At 63.1% G+C, this 18,957-nt stretch carries 16 protein-coding genes; 7 read left to right on the top strand and 9 right to left on the bottom strand.

Features of this window, described 5'->3' with window-relative positions:
- The first annotated feature begins 128 nt into the window (after positions 1 to 128).
- A complete protein-coding gene (locus tag KLP40_RS04685) occupies positions 129 to 863 on the top strand; it encodes a (Fe-S)-binding protein (protein WP_215592543.1) in 735 nt (244 codons plus the stop codon).
- Positions 864 to 1,576: 713 nt separating this feature from the next.
- Here the strand turns inward: KLP40_RS04685 and dapA are convergent.
- Positions 1,577 to 2,446 carry a 4-hydroxy-tetrahydrodipicolinate synthase gene (dapA, locus tag KLP40_RS04680; RefSeq protein WP_215592542.1) on the bottom strand — a complete coding sequence of 290 codons (870 nt, stop codon included), beginning with the start codon at positions 2,444 to 2,446 and terminating at the stop codon, positions 1,577 to 1,579.
- A gap of 128 nt (positions 2,447 to 2,574) precedes the next feature.
- Here dapA and KLP40_RS04675 point away from each other — a divergent pair, with 128 nt between their 5' ends.
- Positions 2,575 to 3,510: a polysaccharide deacetylase family protein gene (locus KLP40_RS04675; RefSeq protein WP_215592541.1), complete on the top strand. Its 936-nt coding sequence runs from the start codon at positions 2,575 to 2,577 to the stop codon at positions 3,508 to 3,510.
- Positions 3,511 to 3,646: 136 nt separating this feature from the next.
- Here the strand turns inward: KLP40_RS04675 and KLP40_RS04670 are convergent, their stop codons facing one another.
- The 4 genes from KLP40_RS04670 to KLP40_RS04655 form a co-directional block, all read right to left on the bottom strand.
- Positions 3,647 to 4,099 (bottom strand): rhodanese-like domain-containing protein, encoded by a 453-nt coding sequence (locus KLP40_RS04670; protein ID WP_215592540.1) that lies wholly within the window; start codon positions 4,097 to 4,099, stop codon positions 3,647 to 3,649.
- Positions 4,100 to 4,289: 190 nt separating this feature from the next.
- Complete coding sequence (gene ligA, locus KLP40_RS04665) at positions 4,290 to 6,392, bottom strand: NAD-dependent DNA ligase LigA (RefSeq protein WP_246558637.1); 2,103 nt, start codon at positions 6,390 to 6,392, stop codon at positions 4,290 to 4,292.
- A gap of 149 nt (positions 6,393 to 6,541) precedes the next feature.
- Entirely contained in the window at positions 6,542 to 7,045 is a 504-nt protein-coding gene (locus KLP40_RS04660) for a DUF4920 domain-containing protein (protein WP_215592539.1), read from the bottom strand.
- A 46-nt stretch (positions 7,046 to 7,091) separates the two neighbouring features.
- Complete coding sequence (locus tag KLP40_RS04655) at positions 7,092 to 7,889, bottom strand: TapB family protein (protein WP_215592538.1); 798 nt, start codon at positions 7,887 to 7,889, stop codon at positions 7,092 to 7,094.
- 210 nt (positions 7,890 to 8,099) lie between these two features.
- Here KLP40_RS04655 and KLP40_RS04650 point away from each other — a divergent pair, with 210 nt between their 5' ends.
- The 3 genes from KLP40_RS04650 to KLP40_RS04640 all read left to right on the top strand — a co-directional run bounded on the left by KLP40_RS04650 (position 8,100) and on the right by KLP40_RS04640 (position 9,514).
- On the top strand, positions 8,100 to 8,333 hold the full coding sequence (locus KLP40_RS04650) for a hypothetical protein (RefSeq protein WP_215592536.1): 234 nt from the start codon (positions 8,100 to 8,102) through the stop codon (positions 8,331 to 8,333).
- Positions 8,326 to 8,667 (top strand): hypothetical protein, encoded by a 342-nt coding sequence (locus tag KLP40_RS04645; RefSeq protein ID WP_215592534.1) that lies wholly within the window; start codon positions 8,326 to 8,328, stop codon positions 8,665 to 8,667. Before KLP40_RS04650 ends, KLP40_RS04645 begins: the two co-directional genes overlap by 8 nt.
- A 202-nt stretch (positions 8,668 to 8,869) precedes the next feature.
- Positions 8,870 to 9,514: a cytochrome c oxidase subunit 3 gene (locus KLP40_RS04640; RefSeq protein ID WP_215592532.1), complete on the top strand. Its 645-nt coding sequence runs from the start codon at positions 8,870 to 8,872 to the stop codon at positions 9,512 to 9,514.
- Between the two features lie 183 nt (positions 9,515 to 9,697).
- Here the strand turns inward: KLP40_RS04640 and KLP40_RS04635 are convergent, their stop codons facing one another.
- The gene (locus KLP40_RS04635) at positions 9,698 to 11,947 is read right to left on the bottom strand and encodes a T9SS type B sorting domain-containing protein (protein ID WP_215592530.1); all 2,250 of its coding nucleotides are present in this window, start codon (positions 11,945 to 11,947) and stop codon (positions 9,698 to 9,700) included.
- Between the two features lie 155 nt (positions 11,948 to 12,102).
- Between KLP40_RS04635 and KLP40_RS04630 the strand changes: the two genes are divergently transcribed.
- On the top strand, positions 12,103 to 14,154 hold the full coding sequence (locus KLP40_RS04630) for a M1 family aminopeptidase (protein WP_215592529.1): 2,052 nt from the start codon (positions 12,103 to 12,105) through the stop codon (positions 14,152 to 14,154).
- Between the two features lie 103 nt (positions 14,155 to 14,257).
- On the opposite strand, the gene KLP40_RS04625 is transcribed toward KLP40_RS04630, so the two are convergent.
- The 3 genes from KLP40_RS04625 to KLP40_RS04615 all read right to left on the bottom strand — a co-directional run bounded on the left by KLP40_RS04625 (position 14,258) and on the right by KLP40_RS04615 (position 16,885).
- Positions 14,258 to 14,893, bottom strand: coding sequence for a hypothetical protein (locus tag KLP40_RS04625; protein ID WP_215592528.1), 636 nt, complete (start codon positions 14,891 to 14,893; stop codon positions 14,258 to 14,260).
- A gap of 174 nt (positions 14,894 to 15,067) precedes the next feature.
- Positions 15,068 to 15,508, bottom strand: coding sequence for a DUF2147 domain-containing protein (locus tag KLP40_RS04620; RefSeq protein ID WP_215592527.1), 441 nt, complete (start codon positions 15,506 to 15,508; stop codon positions 15,068 to 15,070).
- Positions 15,509 to 16,249: 741 nt separating this feature from the next.
- Entirely contained in the window at positions 16,250 to 16,885 is a 636-nt protein-coding gene (locus KLP40_RS04615; RefSeq protein ID WP_215592526.1) for a C40 family peptidase, read from the bottom strand.
- Between the two features lie 192 nt (positions 16,886 to 17,077).
- Here KLP40_RS04615 and KLP40_RS04610 point away from each other — a divergent pair, with 192 nt between their 5' ends.
- Positions 17,078 to 18,889, top strand: a complete 1,812-nt coding sequence (locus KLP40_RS04610) for a M61 family metallopeptidase (protein ID WP_215592525.1) — start codon at positions 17,078 to 17,080, stop codon at positions 18,887 to 18,889.
- The last annotated feature ends 68 nt before the right edge of the window (positions 18,890 to 18,957 follow it).

Genomic DNA, 18,957 nt, shown 5'->3' with positions numbered 1-18,957 from the left:
GAGCGAAGGACCTTATCACGCCAGCAAGATTGTCGCATAAACGACTTGTTCTAAATTGATAAGGTCCTCCGCTCCGCTCAGGATGACAAGCAAGTACCTGCTTCCTCGTTTCTTCCCCTCTCTGCCCCATGCCTACTGCCGTCGATATCTTCATTCCCTGCTTTGTAGACCAGCTTTTCCCCCAGACGGCCCTAAACATGGTGAAGGTGCTGGAGGCCGTGGGCTGCGAGGTGCACTACAACGCCAACCAAACCTGCTGCGGGCAGCCGGCCTACAACGCGGGCTACAAGGAGCAGAGCTGCGAGGTGGCCCGCAAGTTCCTCACCGACTTCCCCACCGAGCAGGAACGCTACATCGTGAGCCCCTCGGCCTCCTGCATCGGCATGGTGCGCAACACCTACGCCGACCTGTTCGAGGGCACCTCCGACGCCGGCCGCTACCACGGCGTGCAGCGCCGGGCCTTCGAGCTGACCGAGTTTCTGGTGGACGTGCTGGGCATCACCAGCATCCCGCAGGCCCGGCTGACGGGCAAGTACACCTACCACGACTCCTGCTCCGCCCTGCGCGAGTGCGGCATCCGCGAAGCCCCGCGCCAGCTCCTCGACGCCGTGCCCGGCCTGGAACGCCTGGAAATGGCCGAAACCGAAACCTGCTGCGGCTTCGGTGGCACCTTCGCCGTGAAGTTCGAAGCCATTTCAGTAGCCATGGCCGAGCAGAAAGTAGAACACGCCCTGGCCACCGGTGCCGACTACCTCATCAGCACCGACACGAGCTGCCTCATGCACCTCGACGCTTATATCCGCCGCGAGAAAAAGCCCCTCAAAACCCTGCACGTGGCCGATGTGCTGGCCAGCGGGTGGTAAATCACTGATTTGCGCTGATTAGTCGTGATTTCGCTGATTATTTTGATTGGCTGTAGTGCCTGAAACCTACTATAATTTGGTAAACCGAAGGGTGTCCTGATGCCCTTTGCGACTGAGCCATACAACAATAGTATCGGGTGGGCTGGAAGGGAGGATGCGTAGTGAATCGAATTGGTTGAGGTTAGCCAGTATTATGGGTTCGACTTGGGTACTACCGCGATGTAGCTCAAACAGTAGTCTCCAGGGAGTGACCAAGCTTATTTGAGGTGGCGCTAGCAGCCCTCCGACACCGCGTAAGGCTCCTACTGAGGTAGAATGACTTTGGGGCTGCGGCATGAGGGCTTGCACTGGGGTGGAAACCAAGACGAAGAAAATACCGTCCAGTAAAAATGCTCCTGCCAATATTGCTGGGTACGCTAGCCACACCTTAAAATAAAACCAGGTGAACCAGCGTGTCTGGCCGGGGAGGCGCAACGCGTAGGCGGCACCGGATAGCCAGGTTATGCCAGCAAGAATGAGTTCTGTCCACTGACCCCTGGGAGAAATGTCCAGGGATATAAAACCAATGAACAGAACCAGTAGAATCACCCAACTGCTAAGATGCAACTGCTTTAGCAACTGGGTAGATAACCGGAGAGGTCGGATTACCGTCAGCGCAATCAGGGGCAGATAAACCCCTGATAGCACCAACGGTATCCAGTAGTACAACATAACTAAACCAGCTTCCCAATACGAGCCTTCAACCCTTCCGACCCTTCCAGCAGGGGCAGGCGTACGGCATCCGAACACAGGCCCTGAGCGGCTAGGGCGGCCTTCACGCCCACGGGGTTGCTTTCCTCATACATGAGGGGATTCAGTTCGGTGAAGCCGAACAGCAGTTTGGACGCGGCCGGGAAGTCGCCGTTCAGGGCGGCGCGGGTCATGTCGGCGAAGCGGCGGGGGAAGGCATTGGCCAGCACCGAGATGATGCCCACGCCTCCGAAGCTAATGAGCGAGGTCGTCATCATGTCATCACCGGAAATCAGCAGGAAGTCGGCGGGCTTAGCGGCGGCAATGGCAATGCACTGCTCCAGGTTGCCGCTGGCTTCCTTGATGCCGATGATGTTGGGGTGTTGAGCAAGCTCCAGGGTAGTGGCGGCCGTGAGGTTGGAGCTGGTGCGGCCGGGCACGTTGTAGAGCAGCACGGGCACTGGTGAGGCGTCGGCCACGCGCTGGTAGTGCGCAATAATGCCGCGCTGGCTGGGCTTGTTGTAGTAGGGCGAGGCCGAGAGCAGGGCGTCGTAGCCGGTGAAGTCGGTGGCCTCTAGGGTGCGCACGAGGGCGGCCGTGTCGTTGCCGCCGATGCCGTACACTAGCGGCACGCGGCCGGCGGTGTGCTCACGGGCCACGCGCATGATTTCCGCCTTTTCCGCGGTGGTGAGGGTGGGCGACTCGGCGGTGGTGCCGTTGATGACGAGGTAGTCCACGCCGCCTTCGAGCTGGAAATCAATCAGGCGGCGCAGGGCCGGGTAGTCTACGGCGCGGTCGGGGGTGGGGGTGAAGGGGGTAACGAGGGCTACGCCGGTGCCACGGAATTTGTCCATGCGGGAAATAAGCGGTTGATTTGTACGAGGGAAGACCCGCGGCGAAGATACTGCCGTCGGCCAGAAGGTCGGCCCGTCATTTTTCAAAAGTACGACCGGACCCGCATCCGGCCGCGTTACCCTCCTCCATGAATTTTCCGAAGTACCCCCTGCTGGCCGCCGCGCTGGCAACCCTGGCCGTGCTGCCCGCCTGCAACGACGCCAAAACTGCCGCCGCTTCCGAGAACACGGCCCTTAATGCGGCCACGGCCGCCCTGACCGCCGATTCGGCCGCAACCGCCGAAACCACCACCGCCGGCACCGCCACGGGTGCTACCGTAAACAATGCCGGCAGCCCGGCTACCATTCCGGCCAGTCAGCGCGCCGACGCGGCTACCATCACGGCCCGTCCGCAGGTGCCCATTCTGTGCTACCACCAGATCCGCGACTGGCGCGCCAAGGATTCGAAAGGGGCCAAGGACTACATCGTGCCCGTGGAGCAGTTCAAGGCCCAGATCAAGATGCTGGCCGATTCGGGCTACCATACCATCCTGCCCGACCAGCTCTACGCCTACCTCACCACCGGCGCCACACTGCCCAGCAAGCCCGTGATGCTGACCTTCGACGACACCGACCTCGACCAGTTCACCGTGGCCCGCCCCACCCTCGATAAGTACGGTTTCAAGGCTGTGTACTTCATCATGACCGTGAGCCTGGGCCGCCCCAACTACATGAGCAAGGCGCAGGTCAAGCAGCTCTCCGACGAGGGCAACGTCATCGGCTCCCACACCTGGGACCACCACAACGTGAAAAAGTACCAAGGCCAGGACTGGGTGACCCAGATTGAGGAGCCCACGAAGAAGCTGGAAGAAATTACGGGCAAGAAAATCAACTATTTCGCCTACCCCTTCGGCCTCTGGAACCCCGAAGCCATTCCCGAGCTCAAGAAGCGCGGCATGGACGCGGCCTTCATCCTGGCCGAAAAGCGCGACCAGCAGGATCCGCTCTTTACCATCCGCCGCATCATCGCCAGCGGCTACTGGAGCCCCCGCACCCTGCACAACAGCATGGTCCAGAGCTTCTAGCCGCAGGCAGATACCGAGAAAGCCAAAGCCCCGCCTGTCATCCTGAGCGGAGCGAAGGACCTTATGCCACCTGATCTACTGGTGATATAAGGTCCTTCGCTCCGCTCAGGATGACAGGCGGGGCTTCGTTTAAACCCTACTTGATGTCGTCCTTCAAATCCTTATAGGCGCCGGCATTTACCACGTGCTGGAAGCCTTTCTCCTGCATGAGCACGGCCGTTTTGTTGCTGCGGTTGCCGCTGGCGCAGTACACCACGTAGGTTTTGTTGGGGTCGAGTTTTTGAAGCTGCTCGGCCACATCCGGGGCGCGGAAGTTGAGGTTACCGGCGCCGGGCAAATGGCCGGTGGCGTATTCCTCGGGCGTGCGCACATCGAGCAGCACCACGTTGGGCTGGGCCAGGGTTTTCTTCACCTCCGCCACCGGCGTAACGGGCACGGTCGGATTGCTAACGGCCCCGGTATCAACGAAGCCAGGGCTGCCGTTGGTCATAGCCCGTTCTACCTTTGTTTCCCGGACTATATTGGTCGATTGGGCAGCCGCGGCTACGGAAATCAGAGTGCAGGCACCGGCGAGCAGGAAACGTTTCATAACGTATTGGTCAAGAAGTGAGAAGGGGATATTGAATGGACGCGTAGCCGGTTGGATACGTTGCAACGCCCGCCGAAACGAGGTAGAGATGCGACCCTTCGCGTCTCGCCGTCGAGCAACTGGCGCCACTCTGTAACTGGTGGTCTGCACAATATCAGCAACGAAGAGACGCGAAGGGTCGCGTCTTTACTTAAAACAGGGAGCCTTGCTGGCCGGCGGTTGGGGCGGCCGACGCGGAAGATTCCTCCGGGGTTTCGGCCTCGTCGGTGGCAGTAGGAAGCATGGCCAGCAGGTCGGTTTCGCCGATAATGGGGACGTTGAGGCTGGTGGCTTTTTCGCGCTTGGCGGGGCCCATTTTGTCGCCGGCCACCAGGAAGCTGAGCTTCTTGCTGATGCTGCCCGTGATTTTGCCGCCGTGCTGCTCAATCAGGTGCTGAAGCTCGTCGCGGCTGTGCTGCTCGAACACGCCCGAGAGCACGAAGGTGAGGCCCGCCAGCCGGTCGCTCTGGGGCTGCGGGGCTTCGCCGGTGAGGGCCAGCTGCAGGCTGGCAGTGCGCAGGCGCGTAATCAGGTCCTGGTTTTCAGGCTCCTGAAACCAGGCCGCCGCCGACTCGGCAATGACGCCACCCACCTCGGGCACGGCGGCCAGCTCGGTGGCCGTGGCCGCGCCCAGGGCTTCCACGGTGCGGTAGTGGGCGGCCAGCTTCTCGGCCACGGTTTCGCCCACGTAGCGGATGCCCAGCCCGAACAGCACCCGGTCGAAGGGAATCTGCTTGCTGGCTGCGAGGCCCGCCACCAGGCGCTGCACCGATTTTTCGCCCATGCGGTCGAGCTGGGCCAGCTCTTCGGCCTTGGCGGGTAAATCGTAGAGGGAAGCCGCGTCCGTCACCAGGCCCAGGTCGAAGAACCGGCCCACGGTTTCGGCGCCCAGTCCGTCGATGTCGAGGGCCTTGCGCGAGACGAAGTGCTCCAGCTTGGCCTTGCGCTGGGGCGGGCAGCCCCGGTCGTTGGGGCAGCGGAAGTGGGCCTCGCCCTCGGGCCGGATGAGCGGGGTGGCGCAGGCCGGGCACTCGGTGGGATACACGATGGGCTGGCTGTCGGCGGGCCGGACGGTGAGGTCGACGCCCGTTATTTTGGGAATGATTTCCCCGCCCTTTTCCACGAACACCATGTCGCCCAGGCGCAAATCGAGGGCGGCAATCTGGTTGGCGTTGTGCACGGAGGCCCGCCGGACCACGGTGCCGGCCAGGGGTACGGGTTCCAGCAGGGCCACCGGCGTCACGGCTCCGGTGCGGCCTACCTGGTACTGAATGGCCAGCAGGCGGGTGCGGCCGGCCTCGGCGGGGTACTTGTAGGCAATGGCCCAGCGCGGGCTTTTGGAGGTGTAGCCCAGCAGTTCCTGCTGGCGGAAATCGTCCACCTTCACCACAATGCCATCGGTAGCCACCGGCAGCTCGAACCGCTTCTTGTCCCACTCGTGCACGAAATCCAGGACCTGCTCCAGGGTGGCGCACCGCCGCCAGGTGTCCGACACGGGCAGGCCCCAGGCGCTCAGGGCCTCCAGGGAGGCGCTGTGGGTGGGGAACTGGTTGCGGCCGGGCATCAGGAAGGAGTAGGCGTAGAAGCGCAGCTTGCGGGCCGCCACCTGGGCCGAATCCTGGAGCTTGAGGGCGCCCGCGGCGGCGTTGCGCGGGTTGGCCAGCTGAGCCTCGCCGTTGGCCTCGCGCTCCTGGTTGAGCTCCGCAAAAACGGGCAGGGGCATGAAGATTTCGCCGCGCACCTCAAACTCCGGGGGCTGGGGCACGCCGGCCGGGCGCAGGTGCAACGGCACGTTGCGGATGGTGCGCACGTTGGGGGTCACCACGTCGCCGCGGGTGCCGTCGCCGCGCGTGACGGCCTGGGTGAGCTGGCCGGCTTCGTAGGTCAGGCTCATGGCCGCCCCGTCGAACTTCAGCTCGCAGACGTACTGCATTTCCGCGCCCTCCAGGCCCTTGCGCACCCGCTCGTCGAACTCGCGCAGGTCGGCTTCGGAGTAGGTGTTGCCCAGGCTGAGCATGGGGTAGCGGTGCTCGGCCGTGGGGAACTGCTTGGTGATGGTGCCGCCCACGCGCTGGGTGGGGGAGTTGGGGTGGGCCAGCTGCGGGTGCTCAGTTTCCAGCCGGGCCAGCTCGGCCAGCAGCCGGTCAAACTCCTGGTCCGATACCTCGGAAATATCGCGCTGGTAGTACTGGTAGTTGAGGTGGTGTAAGCGCTCCGTGAGGGCGGTAATCTGCTGCTGAATATCGGTCGTCATGGGAAGCCGGGCGGGTTTGGGCCGCAAGCTACGAATTGACGGATTGAGGTAGAAGGCCGCTGACGGGGTGAGTGAGTAGACCAAGCAAAATCAAGAACGTCATTCCTCGGCTCCGCTCGGAATGACGTTCTTGATTTCTTCTACCGGACCTACTTCACCACCATAACGCCATCGGCCTCAAAGTTGAGCTGCTGCTGGGGCTCGGTGATGGCGGCTATGTCGGCGGCGGATTTGCCGGCGTCCTTCGCGTAGTGCTGCAAATCGGCAACGGGCACGGTTTCGCGGTGGGCCCAGCCGTTGATGACCACCGTCTGGCCGCTGATGTCCTTGGGCACGAAGAAGGCGTAGTCCTTGAACCGCACGCGCATCTGCTGGCCGTCGGGCGTTTTCATGGTCAGCCAGCAGCCCTTGGCCTGGCACACGGCCTCGGCCTTGCCCACCAGCTTTACCTGGGCCGAATCCCGGGTGCCGAGTAGCGTGCTCAGGGCTGATATTGGCTGAGCGCCTTCGCTGGTGATGGACGCCCCGTAAGTCGGGCCGGTGAGTGGGGCGGGCTGAGTGGGGGCCGAAGCGGCGGTGGCGGCAGTATCAGCCTGGGGCTGGCAGGCGGCCAGCAATACCACGAAGGCCGGCAGAAAGGCGGGAAAGCGCATAGCAGAAGAAACGGGGGCCACCGTAGCCCTCTTATTCGCCCTGAACTTACGATTTTTTGACCTTGTACTTCACTTTGTCCACCGTCTGGCCGCCCTTGTTGATGGCCGTCAGCAGGCGCACTTCGGTCAGGCGGCCCTTCTTATCGTAGAGCTCCGTCCGGACCAGGCCCACGGCCGGGGAGTAGTAATCCACTAGTCGCGTGGTAGTGCGCAGCACCATGTCGGCGCGGGCCACGGTGGCGCTTTCCTGCTCAGCTTCTACCTTAAAGCAGGCAAACGTGCCGGCCGGGGTGGTGATGGACTCCTGGCCGGTAACCTTACGTTTCTGCACCTTGGCGTACACTTCCGCAATGTGCACGGCCGAGCTGCGCACATCCACCGAAATACCGCCGTCGGGCAGCTCCGAGCCGACGGTAGGCTGGTTGGGCCAGGCCAGGGGCGTGGGCGAATACGTCAGAATCCGGTCCCGGAAGGAGCTGAGCTGCTCGGGGTTGAGCTGGGCGAGGCCATCGGTAAAGGCCGTGTCGCGGCGGCAGCGGAAAGTGAGGTCGCGCAGGTAGAGCAGGCGGTTTTTGGCGTTGTAGCTGCCACTTTTCAGCAGCACCGTGTTGGTGGTGAGCGTCTGCTTCTTGTTTTGCTCCGAGCCCAGGTTCACCACCCGCTGGCGGAGGGTGCCCAGGAGTTTGCCCCGCTCGTCCTGGCGCTGGTACACCAGCTCGGTGTTGTCGTAGAGGCCGAAGGGGTGGGGGCAGTCGGCGGCGGTGTCGGGGGGCGTCTGGGCCATAAGGGCCGGGGCCAGCAACGTGCCGGACAGCCAAACCAGGGAGGAAACAAGTGGGCGCATAGAAAAAGAAAAGCGGGAGATTAGCCGGGAAACCTGCATACGCAAGCTGAACTATATTGGGTTCTGCCGGCTGCGCGAATCGCGGATCAGGGCTTCGGCAAAAGCCTTGCCAGCCTGATCGTGTAACTTGGGGCGCGCTCCGGCGTTTGCCTACTCACTACTCACTACTCACTACTCACTACTCACTACTCACTACTCACTACTCACCTCATGCCTGAACAACCTACTTCCTGGGCCGATACGGCCGCTTCCCTGCTCTCCAAGCTTTCGGGCGGGGTGGAGCTGGCCCTGAACTTTGAGCAGATGGAACTGCAGGTGCCTAACCCCCAGAACGCGGCTACGCCCACCACCTGGCGGCTGAACGGCTCCCTGCGCATCCGCACCCGGGGCGAAAACCCACCTTCCGGCGCCCTGCCCCCGGCCAACCCCGCGCCCCTTGGCTAGCGGCCTCGATATTGAAGCGCGGCTGGTCATCACCTTCGACGGCGACGATATTCAGGTGGCGGGCGCGGGCGGCTACCTGATCATCAACCTGCCCAGCCAGCGCGTGCTCGACAAACTCACCAGCGGCCCGCCCAAGGACCCCAACGCCCCACCCAAACCCAAGGACCGCTCCGCCCCCGACCCCATGCAGCAGCTCAACGGGCTGGCCCACCAGCTGGGCCTGGTGCTGGAGCTGCGGGTGGCCGGCAAAACCTACGTCACGTTCGGTACCGGCCGCTCGCCCAAAATCACGCTCAATGCCGTTCTGGGTAAGATAGGCTCCTTTTTCAAGTGAGGCAACCCCGGCCTCAATACGTGCCAATGCCCTCAGGATACGCGCGAAAACCGGCCGGATTGGGCCGAAAATCGTACGTGCTCCGGGGGCATTTTTACGTATCTTGCTGGAAGGCCCCTGGCCCCACGTTTGTCCCGCCGGACCGGAACTAAAGGGCTGTTGATTGGTTTGCCATTACGCACGCAGTTCCGTTTCCCGCCCCATGACTCCCGACCCCAACCGTTCTAATAAAGTAGGCTCCAACCGCCCGGCCTCTTCCCTGCAGCGCATGGAGCGTGTGCCCCCGCTGCTGATGATGCTCTACGCGGGCCTGGCCGGCGTCACGGTGCTGTTTGTGGTATTGGTCGGGGCCTACGCTTACACCCGGTTCCGGGCCGAAATGCCCACCGGCAACTATCCGCTGCCCCGGTTCTTCTCGCTGAGTACCATCGTGCTGCTGATCAGCAGCTACGTTATTGCCCAGGCCCGCCGCCTCTATGAGCAGGACGACCTGCTTACGCTGCGCCGCTGTTTGGGCGCCACGCTGCTGCTGAGTAGCGTATTTGCCGGTCTGCAGCTGCTGGGCTGGCGGGAGCTCATGGCCCAGGGTGTATTCTTCAACGGGGAGTCGAGCGGCACGTTTGTCTACCTGATTTCGGCCCTGCACGTGGCCCACCTGCTGGGGGGCATGCTGTTTCTGCTCACGCTGCTGCTGCGCACCCACTATGCCGCCCGCGACGCAGTGCGCAGTCTGGTGTTCATCCGCAACCCCTACCGCCGCCTGCAGCTGCGCATGATTACCTTGTACTGGCACTTCATCGACGGCCTCTGGATAGCCCTGTTCGCGGCTTTTCTGTTTCTGTACTAGCGCTGAATGAGTGAAGCGAGCAATGAGGGCGCCGGGCGCAACCATTTGCACTTCTTTTAAGTCAACGTCCTGAATACATCCAAACGCCCCTGACATGCAGTTGTCAGGGGCGTTTTTGAGGGTCAGCGGCCGGCAGTAGCGGGCGCAGGATCACTCATTCTCTGTTTCACTCAATCACGCATCTTAATTGGCGATGGTGATGGCGCCGCGGTACTTCTGGCCGTTGGTGAATTCGATGAGATAGAAGTAGGGGCCGGCCGGCAGCCCGCCGCCGTCCCAGCGGAAACTGCGGTTGGTGGTGTGGTATACCTGGTTGCCCCAGCGTGTGAAAACCCGGAGGTTGGCAAAGCGGGCATCGCAGAAATCCGGCGGCAGATTGTTCCGGGCGTTATCGAGGGTGAAAACGTCGTTGAGCCCATCTTTGGGGTAGGGGGTGATAATGTTGGGCGGCAGGAAGGGGCCGGCCGTGGGCGGCAGGACCTCAAAGCGCACGGTGCGGGTGCGGAGCTGGGGCCGGCAGGTGGCTTCCTGGAGCGTGAATGTCACCTCAAGGCCCTGCTGGCGGACGGCCTCGCAATCGGCTACCCAGCGGAAGGAGCCGGCCGCCGTGCCCGCGCCGTTGCGGGGTGTGAACGTCATGCCCGCCGCGGCCAGCTCGAAGCCCCGGCCGGCCGCCGAAAGCGTCAGCGCGTCGTTATCGGCGTCCAGACCGTCGAGACTGGCCTCGTATATGCCCCCGATGGGCAGTCGGATAACCGTAACCGAGTCGGGCGACGCGGGCGGGAATGACGACGTGAGGGCCGGCGGCTGGTTGGCGTAATCGACCTGAACCGGGATGACGAGGGTAACAACCTGCCGGGTATCGCAGGGACCCGTGGCGACGGCCGTAAACTCAAACTCGTAGCGGGGCGTATCCACGGCCCGGCAATCTACCTGCCAGCGGAAGCGCCCGGTAAGCGGGTTGCCGCCGGCGCCCACCGTGAGGCTGGCGCCCAGCTCGGCGGGGGCAAAGCCGCGGCCGGCCATGGTCAGGGTCAGCGGGTCGTTGTCGGGGTCGGTGGCCGTCAGGTCGAAGGTGATGATGTCGCCCACGCGGGCGCGCAGGGGCAGGGCGGCCGTGGTGCGAAGCTGGGGCGGGCCGTTGGGGGCGGGCACGGAAGTGAAGGCCACCCGCACCGTATCGCGCTGGGGCAGGCTGCACCCATTATCGGCCACAATCACATCCAGCAGAAAAACCTGCCCCCGGGTATTGATACACTCCGGGAAGCAAAGCTGGGACGAAACCGTATCCGGCTGCCCGGGCGTGCGCACGGTGCCCTTCAGCACGCTGAGCGTGGGCAGCGGGGCCGAGAAATTGACCGGGCGCAGCGAGAACGTCAGGGCCGAGGCCGGATCAGGGTCGGTGAACCGTAGCGTGAGGCAGCGGTTGGGGCCCGGCGTGAGGCGCAGCGTGTCGCGGCCCGGCTGGTAGGCGGTTTTGGTGCCGGGCAGCTGCATGAGCACCTTCGGCCGGGCGTTGGTGGGGCAGTTGATGACCTTGAGCTGGAAGTCGCGGCGGGCTTCGCCCAGGCGTACGCCCCGGCGGTACTCGGTACAGCGCACCCCGAATACGAACAGGCCCAGCTGGGTGGGCCGCACCTCCAGGCGCCCCGACAGCCGGCCGATGGACAGGGTGGGCGCGCCCGGAATCTGGTTGGTGGCGCTCAGGCCCGGACTCCAGGTAATGGGCGGGTAGGGGGCGGGAAAGGCCACGTCCGGCTTGGGCACGGCGGTTGATGAGAAGCCGTTGAGCGGCGTCACCAGGTCGTAGACCAGCGAATCCCCGTCGGCATCCTGCCCCCCGAAATCGTAGTAAAACAGCTCCCCGCGGCAGGCGTAGTCGCTCAGGGGCGGGAAAATGCGGGGCGTGGAGTTGCGCAGAGCCCCGCCATCCGGGCCCACTACGGGCGGAAATTCCAGATAGAAGGTTTGGGCTGCCCCGCCCGGGTTTACAATATTGCTGATGCCGTTGTTGCGGCAGCAGCGTTCCACGGCCACGTAGTAGCCGGCCGGGCTGGCAAAGTCCTGCGCGCTCAGGGTTAGCGGGCGGGTGTAGGTGAGCTTGCGCGTGACGAGCGAGGAGGTGGAGCAGGCCGGGTCGGTGTACTGCACCAGCGTGTTGCTGAGCAGGGGCAGGAGCACATCCTGGATTCGCCGGTTGCTGCCTTTCTCAAATATGCTGGCCGTCAGATCGGGGTCGAGGGCGCCGGGCTGGCCGTTTACGGCGTCGAAGTAAAGTGTGAGGGTGAGCTGATACTCGCTGCCGGAAAGGTATTGCAGGTCCATTTCGCCCCCCACAATGTGGGTGGCTTGGGCCGGGGCGGCCAGCAGCCATAACAGCAGCAGCCCCAGCCAGCCGCGGCGCCCAAAACAGGTAAGTGTAGAAAGCAGCATCCGATATAAGCAGCAAGGTGAAAACGAGCGTGGTCCAAGATACGAAACGGGCCGTCCGAATCGGGAAGCCGCCCCCGGATTTGTGCCGCCCCCATTGTATCTTGGAAGACCATTCACAAGGGCCTTATCTGGCCGCTGCTTTTGAGTAACCTTCTATGCGTCTTGCTACCCGATTCCTGGTGCTGGGCTGCCTGCTGGCCGGCGTGGCCCGGGCCCAGGTGCCCACCTATCAGCCCGCCGCTCCCGATCGGGAGGGAGCCGCCGCCGAGGCCTGCGCCCGCGCGCATACCGGCTCGGCGGTAACCCGCCCGGCGTACGCCAGCCTGGGGCATCGCCAGCAGATGGCCCGCTACGACGTGACCTACTACAAGCTCGACCTGCGGCTGGCCAACACGTCCCGGGCCGTGAGTGGGGTGGTTACCCTGCGGGCCCGCACCGGCAGCCAGCCCCTGGATTCGCTGGCCTTCGAGCTCTACACGACCTATACTATCGATTCGGTGGTGGTGGACGGGCGCCGCAGCCGGGGGCTCACGCGCCGCGCTCTCGGCGACGTCACGGCCGGCCTGGCTACGGCCGTGGCACCCAACGCCCCATTCAGCGCCCTGATCTACTACCGCGGCACGGCGCCCAACGGCAACGCGGCCGCCATCGGCAACGCCCTCAACACCCGCGTTGATACCAGGTATGGCGTGAGTACTACCTGGAGCCTTTCTGAGCCCTACAACGCCTACGAGTGGTGGCCCTGCAAGCAGGTGCTCACCGACAAGGCCGATTCCTCCGACGTGTGGGTGACGACTTCCGGCGCCAATAAAGTGGGCTCCAACGGGGTGCTGGAACGCGTTACCAGCCTGCCCGGCAACGAGGTGCGCTACGAGTGGAAGTCGCGCAACCCCATTGCCTACTACCTGATTTCGGTGGCCGTGGCTCCGTACCTGGAGTACGTCAACTACGCTACGCCCGGCGGCGGCCCCCGCATCCCGATTGTCAACTACGTCTACAACCAGGCGGCCCTCAACGACTACCGCGCCGAAATTGACCGCACGCCGGGCTTTCTGGAGTTTTTCTCCGAGGTAGCGGGCCTGTACCCGTTTGCCGGCGAGAAGTACGGGCACAGCATGGCACCCATCGGCGGCGGCATGGAGCACCAGACCATGACCACTCAGGACGGGTTTACCTTCACGCTCACGGCCCACGAGCTGTTCCACCAGTGGTTCGGCGACAACGTGACCTGCGGGGCCTGGGAGGACATCTGGCTGAATGAGGGCTTTGCTTCCTACGGCGAATACCTCGCCCTGAACCGGTTCTCGACGCCCGGGGCGGCCCGCGACTGGCTGGCCGACGCCCATTACCGGGCTACGCACCAGTACGATGGTGGCAGCCGGCAGTGGGTGCCCGCGCCCGGCGGGAGCGTCTTCGTGCCCGACACCAGTAGCGTGGGCCGCATCTTCAGCTACCGGCTCAGCTACAAAAAAGCCGCCTCGGTGGTGCACATGCTGCGCTACCTGCTCCACGACGACACGAAGTTCTTCCGGGCCCTGCGCACCTACCAGAGCACCTACGCCGGCCGCACGGCCCGCACCCGCGACCTGCAGCGCCTCTTTGAGGCCGAAGCCGGCCGCGACCTGCAGTACTTCTTCGATCAGTGGTTCCGGGGTGAGGGATTTCCCTCGTTTGCCGTGCGCTGGAACCAGGCCAACGGGTTGCTCTACCTCCACAATACCGAAACCGTTTCCCTGCCCGCCGTCACGCCCTTCTTCGATACGGACGTGGAGTATCGCCTCACCTTCACCGATGGCAGCACCCGCACCCTGCGCCTGCACCAGAATCAGCCTGTGGTATCCGTGGCCGTGGCCGAATCCCGCCCCGTGGTGCGGGTAGAGGTGGACCCGGAACAGTGGCTGCTGAGCGGAGCCGGCAGCGTGGTGCGCGATGCCGGACTGGTAACCAGCCAACGAGTGGCCGCCGCGCCGGCCCCCCTCACGGTGTATCCGAACCCCTGCCGCGACCAGCTGCACGTCGCTGATTTCGGCGGTTCCCGCGCTCAGGCCGAAGTGACCGATGCAACGGGCCGCGTGGTGCTGCGCCAGGTCCTGACGGCCACCCGCCCCGTGCTGCTTACAACGACTCTGCTGCCCGGCCTCTACCACCTGCGCATCCTTGGTCCCGATGGACTGGTGGCCCAGGCCCGTTTCGTGCGGGCCGATTAGGCGGCTTAGGGCAACGAGCAGCATCGCCCCAGCAAACTGCCCCCTGCCGGATTCCGATGCGGATTCTGCAGGGGGCAGTTTGCTTAGGGCGATACTCCGCGCTTTAGCTGCTTTTGCGGGCGTACTGGCCGATGCGTTGTACTACTTCGGCGGGAGCCGGGGGCAGATTGAAAATCTGGTCTATCAGCTCATCGAAGGAGCCGGCAGGGGTAAAGATGGCGTCTTTGAACGGGTTGTTGAACAGCCGGATAAAACCGGGTTGCCCGTTGATGCTGACCAGGTCCACCATCACGTTGCCGTAGCGCTGATTGCAGCGGCCCGTGTCGGTACAGTCGTGGGGCTGGGGCTTGAGGAAGTACTTCTGCGTTGATTCGGAATACCGCTCGTGACGAACGGTGCGCTGATCGGCCGCGCCCAACTGATAGCCCAGGGCCAGCACCCGGTCGCGGATGAAGTCAAAGAAATGCTGGAAGTTGCCGGGGCCGATGCTGGGGTCGTAGAGGAATACGGCCCCATGCTGGCCTTCCTGGCGGGCCAGCTGCACCCGGAAGGGAGCTCCCGGCAAGCCGGCCTTCTGGTAGTGGTAAGCCTTAAAGTATGGTCCGGCCCAGTTCAGGTATACCTGTTGCTCCAGCCACTGCTGCCGCACCCGCTCCTGAGCGGGACTGCGGTGCAGCGGCTGCCAGTCGGCCGAAGCGGGAGGGGAGTCGGAAAAAATCCGTTTGAGCAGGTCGAGCAAAACAGTGCGGGTAGTTTGAGGAGTAACATGGGCCCCGGTAAATGGTTTTCGGGGCCGGGGCCAGGTATGGCAAAGCCCGGGCCAGCTTGCCGGCCGCGGGCTTCCGGCCTTCGCATACAAAAAACGGGACCTCCGTTGCCGAAGGTCCCGCCGGGGGAATTGCAGAGCGGGGGCTTACTTTACCCGCGTCCAGATCTGCGACTTACCAATGAGCGAGAAGCCGATGTAGCCCTTCACTTCCATGGTGTTGGCATTCTCCATTTTCATGTAGCAGGAGTACGTTTTGCCGCTTTCCGGGTCGTAGATTTTGCCGTCGTCCCACTTGTTGTCTTCGTCATACTCAAAGCCCGACATGAATACCATGCCCAACCGGGGGCGGGTACGCTGCTTGGGGTTGGGGTTCATGGTATCAACCTTGGGCTTGCCGGTTTTGGGGTCGTTGGGCGTAGCGAGGCTCACAATTTTGCCGCAGAGCTTATCGCCGCACTTATAGATTTCAAACGTGGCCTTCTTGTCCGCATTCGTCCAGACGCCGAGCGGAGAAAGCGTTTGGGCCGAGGCTGACCCGATCAGGCCAAAGAGCAGGGCAATGCTGAGAATGATAAAATGCTTCATGTTGGTGGTGAGGGGAAAAAGATGGGTGCTGGGGTGAAAAGATAGAGGAAAGTTCGGTAAGCTCGTTTTTCTCGCCTTTTCACCCCTGCCAGCCGGGGTGCAAGTATGGGGCCAGAATACGACCCACATCAAAATTGAGAAAAGGTAGTGGCAAGAATTAGCTGACCATCAGGAGTATGAGTTAAAATGTGAGCTGCGACCATAAATAATGGTGTTTTTACTTTGAACCATCCGGAGGGTTTATAACTTTACCATTCGTAGTGAGTGCTACAGCCCCTGCCTAGCCGCCCTAAGGTGCTGGGAAGCGCAGCGGGGGTTATGTTGGTCCTAAAGAAAGGAGGTACAAAATGTCTAGTAGTCCCAAACAAATCCTGCCAAGCCTGTCGAATGTAGTCCGCTTCACCGCCGGACGCGCTTAACAACAGCTTTCGCGCGGAACACCGTTAGCCCTTCAGGGCGTGTTCCCGCATTCTGGCAAGGTCTTACACAAAGGATGGCGGGGCTGTACCCCAGCTCAGCCGCTTGGTAAGATTTGAAGGATTAGATGCCCGGTTCGCCCAGCAGCCTCATAAACGGAGGTTCTGCATAGGCGGCCGGGCATCGCTCTTTTATGGCTTGAGGTGAAATAGTGAGGTGGTGAGATGGTGAGTTTGCCGTTCAGCAATCAGGACTGCGCCCCTTGCGCTAACGAAATTGCGGAACAGCAAACTCACCACCTCACTACCTCACTATTTCACCATCTCAAAGTACCCGGCGTATCTGCATGAAGCGGCGCTCGTAGTCAGTACCCTCTACCTGGCTGATTTTAACGCCCGGCTCCCGGCGGGCCGAGGAGGAGTGTACGAACCGGATGGGTTCTCCGGGCTGCGTAAGTACAATGCCGGCGTGGCCGGGCGTGGTAGCCGTTTTAGCCGTGCCCGTGAACACCACAATGTCGCCGGGGCGGGCCTGGGCCCGGGGCACGGGGCGCCCTACATCAAGGAGCAGCGCTGTGGAGTGGGGCACGGGCACGTGGTAGCGGGCAAAAACGTATAGCACAAACCCCGAGCAGTCGAACCCGGTGGCGGGCGTGGTGCCGGCGTAGCAGTAGCTGGTGCCCAGCTGGCGCAGGGCAAACGCCACCACACTATCTGCTTTGGGAGACGCGGCCGGCGTACTGGCCGGCGCCTGGCGGGCAGGAACCGGCCGGGAAGTTGGAGCCGTCGGGGGCACCGGAGCAGGGTTCCGCACGACGTAAGCCGTCGGGCGGCTGGGCGTATGGGAGGCCAGGGCCGGCACCGTGGCAGCGGTGGGGGAGCTGGGCTGCAAACGGGCCCGTAGCGTCCAGCCCAGCAATACGGCCATCAGCAACAGAAAAACCAACCAGATGTAGCGCATGAGAGAAGCCGGGAAGTTACGGGCTTGCTAACGGCGACCAGAAGGGTCAGGTTCCGGGGCCACGGAGCCGGCACCAATCCCCGGGCCGGTATTTAGGACGGGAAGTTGCAGCCTTGCGTGGTTTTCCCCGTTCTTTGAGCCACCCGGCCCCGCGGGCGGGTATTGCCCCTTCCATTCTCACTTTTTCCGCTAATGCTCCTGAATTCAACCCACCGCCTGGCGGTGGCGGCCCTGGGCTTGCTGCTGGGCCCCGTCGGCTCGGCCGCGGCCGCCGCCCCCTCGTTGCGCTATACGCTGGCCATGCCGGCCCCCCAAACGCACTACTTCGAGGTCGATATGCAGCTCGACGGCTTCAGCAAAGCCTACACCGATGTAAAGATGCCCGTGTGGGCGCCCGGCTCCTACCTGGTGCGGGAGTTTGCCAAAAACGTGGAGGGCTTCGAGGCCACGGCGGGCAGCGAGAAGCTGCGCACCGAGAAAGTTACCAAGAATACCTGGCGGGTGTATCATCCCAAAGCCAAGGATTTCAAGGTGCACTATAAGGTGTACGCCTACGAGCTGAGCGTGCGCACGAGCTTCGTTGATGCGGCCCATGGCTACGTGAATGGCACCAGCGTGTTCATGTACCCGGCCGAGGCCCAGCAGCTGCCCAGCCAGCTGGAGGTGAAGCCCGCCCCGGGCTGGAGCCAGGTGAGCACCAGCCTCAAGCCGGCCGGCGGCACGTTCACCTACCGCAGCAGCAGCTACGATGAGCTGGCCGATTCGCCCATCGAAATCGGCAACCAGAAGCTTTACACCTTCACGGCCAACGGCACGCCCCACACCATCGCCATGTTCGGCGACCCGAAGGTGGACGAGCAGCGCCTGACCCGCGACATGCAGCGCGTGTGCGAGGAAGCCCACCAGGTAGTCGGCCGCAACCCGCTGGACCGCTACCTGTTCATCATCCACAACATCGACCGGGGCACGGGCGGCCTGGAGCACCTGTTCTCCACCACGCTCTCCGTGTCGCGCACGGCGTATTCGTCGGAAGCCGGCTGGAAGGGTTTCCTGGGGCTGGTGGCCCACGAGTATTTCCATCTCTGGAACGTAAAGCGCATCCGGCCGGTGGCCCTGGGCCCGTTCAACTACGACCAGGAAAACTACACCCGCATGCTGTGGGTGAGCGAGGGCGGCACCGAGTACTTCTCCAACCTGATTGTGCAGCGGGCCGGTTTCCTGACCCCCGACGCCTACCTGGCCGACCTGAGCAACGGCATCAACCGGGTGGAGAACACGCCCGGCAACAAGGTGCAGTCGGCCGCTGAGTCGAGCTTCGATGCCTGGATCAAGTACTACCGCCCCAACGAAAACTCCCAGAACACGGGCATCAGCTACTACGACAAGGGCGAAGTTATCGGGGCAGTACTGGACCTGATGGTGATTCACGAAACCAAGGGCCAGAAGCATCTCGACGACGTGATGCAGTACCTCTACGACCAGTATTACCAGAAGCTGGGCCGGGGCTTTACCGATGAGGAATACCAGGCCGCCGTGGCCAAAGTGGCCGGCCGCCGCTTCGACGACTTCTTCCGCCGCTACGTGTACGGCACCGAAACCCTGCCCTACGAGCAGGCCCTGGGCTACGCCGGCCTTCGGCTGAGCATTACGCCCTCCGCCGCCGCGGAAATTGACCTGGGCGCCCGCATCAGTTCCGCCAATGGCCGCCAGACGGTTGCCAGCGTAGTCCGCGACGGTAGCGCCTGGCAGGGCGGCCTCAACGTGGGCGACGAAATCCTGAGCCTCGACGGCGTGCGCGTCACCGACGACCTGAACAAGCTCCTCGGCGGCCGTGCCGTGGGCTCTACCGTCAAGGTGCTGGTTTCCCGCGACGGGCAGGTGCAGGAGCTGAGCCTGCCGCTGCTGGCCAGCACCACCAGCCGCTACCGCATTGAGCGCCAGAGCAACCCCACGCCCGAGCAACAGGCCGTGCTGGCCAAGTGGCTCCCGGTAAAGGGAAATTAGAAACTGAGGATTAAGAATTAAAAATGGCCGGTGGCTCCTCTTTTACGAGGAACTACCGGCCATTTTTA

This window comes from Hymenobacter piscis, assembly GCF_018760735.1.
Classification (GTDB): domain Bacteria; phylum Bacteroidota; class Bacteroidia; order Cytophagales; family Hymenobacteraceae; genus Hymenobacter; species Hymenobacter piscis.
This window is presented reverse-complemented; position numbering and strand designations above follow the sequence as displayed.